This is a genomic window from Streptomyces sp. NPDC049597 (assembly GCF_040675505.1).
GTDB lineage: Bacteria > Actinomycetota > Actinomycetes > Streptomycetales > Streptomycetaceae > Streptomyces.
In genome coordinates this window covers 1-2,149 of sequence record NZ_JBFAOY010000076.1, presented here as the reverse complement: position 1 = coordinate 2,149, position 2,149 = coordinate 1, and the positions used below count along the sequence as shown (strand labels likewise).

Here is a 2,149-nt window from a genome sequence, read left to right as displayed (position 1 = left end):
GGTGTCGGCGTACACGTGAACGTGCATGGCCGCGTACGGATGAACGTGCAGGGTTCCTGAGGTGCTGAGGTTCGGGATTCGGCACTCTGCTGCCTGTTGGTCGAGGTCGCAGAGATGGGGTGGCCGTGGTCCTGGATCCGCAGCGCTGGCTGGAACTACGGCGGTTTCGTGGCCTGGTCGAGTCCGGAGCCATGAGCCTGACCGAGGTCGCCAAGGAGACCGGCCTGAACTGGCGGACGGTCAGCAAGTATCTGTCAGCCGAGGGACCCGCCTCGCCTCCGCGCCGGTCGCCGAACGGCCGGTCCCGGGCCAGGGTGATCGACGAGTTCGCGCCGTTGGTCGACTCGATGCTGCGGGCGGAGATCCTGATGAAGGCCGCCGTGATCCACGAACGGCTCGCCCAGGAGTACGGGTTCACCGGCAACTACCAGCGGACCAAGCTCTACGTCCAGGAAGCCCGGCCCCGGATCGCCGAGGAACTCGGCATCACTCCGAAAGAGCTGGCGGGCATGCACCGCCGCTTCGAGGTCATCCCCGGCGCCCAGGCCCAGGTGGACTGGGGCGACGAGGGCAAGATCCTCGCCCACATGGGCATCCCGAAGGTCTACTCCTTCCACATGACGCTGTCGTACTCACGCGACCCATTCTGCTGCTTCACCACCAGCCAGGACCTGCAGACCTTCTTCGACTGCCACCGCCGCGCGTTTGCCCACTTCGGCGGCGTCCCGATGACGATCGTCTACGACCGCACCAAGACCGTCGTCCGACGCCACGTCGCCCCGGGCGAGGCGGTTCCGCTGCATCCGGAAGCGGTCGGCTTCGCTGGCCACTACGACTTCGACATCGGCGTCCTGGCTGCCTACCGGCCCACCGGGAAAGGACGCGTCGAGCGCCAGGTCCTCATCGTCCGTGACCATGTCCTGTCCGGCCGGGCCTTCTCTTCCATCGAGGAGATGGACGCCGCCTTCGCCGCCTGGGTGCCGCAACGGCGGTCCCAGATCCACAAGACGCACCGGGAGGTCATCGGCGAACGGGCGGCCCGCGACCACGCGGCCCTCAAGCCACTGCCGCCGACCCCGTATCTGGTGGCCGAACGGCATCTGCGGCCAGTCGGCAAGGACTGCCTGGTTGCCTTCGGCGGCAATCTCTACTCGGTGCCCGCCCGCAGGGTCCGCCCCCGCCAGATGGTGGAGATCCGGGCCACGAAGTCACAGGTCATGCTGCACTCGACCGCCGCGGACGCCAGTGGCGAGACGCTGCTGGCCACACACCCTCGGGCGATCGGCCGCGGCGTCCGGGTCGTCGAGGAGACCCACTGGGACGGCCTGCCCACCGGAAAGGGCCGCCGCACCACCACCGGCGACGTCCCCCAGCCCCGGCGCGAACGTCCTCTGGACGAGGTGGCCGGACCGCTGCAGGCCCTGCTGAACCGGAGCGCCGCCACCCGCATCGAGGTCGGCCGCCGCCCGCTGTCGGTCTATGACGAGCTGACCGGCACCCGCCCCTTCACCACCCGTCCGAGCACGAGGGAAACGTCTTGAGCGAGCTGGTCTCCACCCGCATCCGCAACACGGCCGGCAAGCTCGGCCTGCCCCACCTGACCGAGACTATCAACGAGTACATCCGGCGGGCTGACGAAGGAAAGATGGGCTACCTCGACTTCCTCGATCTTGTGCTGTCGGAGGAACTCGCCGTCCGTGACGACCGCAGGTTCCGCCAGGGCCTGCGGCTGTCCCGGCTGCCGCACCACAAGACGCTGGACGAATACGACTTCTCCTTCCAGCCCGACCTCGACCCGCGCAAGGTCAAGGACCTCGCCACCCTCTCGTTCGTCGAGGCCAAGGCCAATGCCGCCCTGCTCGGGCCGCCCGGGGTCGGCAAGACACACATCGCTGTCGCCCTCGCGGTCGCGGCATGCCGGGCCGGCTACTCGATCTACTTCACCAGCCTCGACGACATGGTCCGCAACCTCAAAGCCGCCGAGGCCGCCGGGCGTCTGACGAACAAGCTCGGCACCTACCTGCGGCCCAGCGTCCTCGTGGTCGATGAGGTCGGCTACCAGCCCCTCGAACGAGCTGAGGCAAACCTGGTCTTCCAGGTGATCTCGAAGCGCTACGAGAAGGGCTCGATCATCCTGACCTCGAACAAG

Annotated in this window: 2 protein-coding genes; both read left to right on the top strand. The window is 68.0% G+C overall.

Annotation, left to right across the window (positions count from 1 at the left end; all coding sequences use genetic code 11):
• The first annotated feature begins 125 nt into the window (after window positions 1-125).
• Complete coding sequence (gene istA, locus AB0K02_RS33970) at window positions 126-1,541, top strand: IS21 family transposase (RefSeq protein WP_365996462.1); 1,416 nt, start codon at window positions 126-128, stop codon at window positions 1,539-1,541.
• Window positions 1,538-2,149, top strand: a 612-nt coding sequence (gene istB, locus AB0K02_RS33965; protein WP_365996461.1) for an IS21-like element helper ATPase IstB, incomplete at its 3' end; no start/stop codon positions are given. The genes istA and istB, both read left to right, overlap by 4 nt.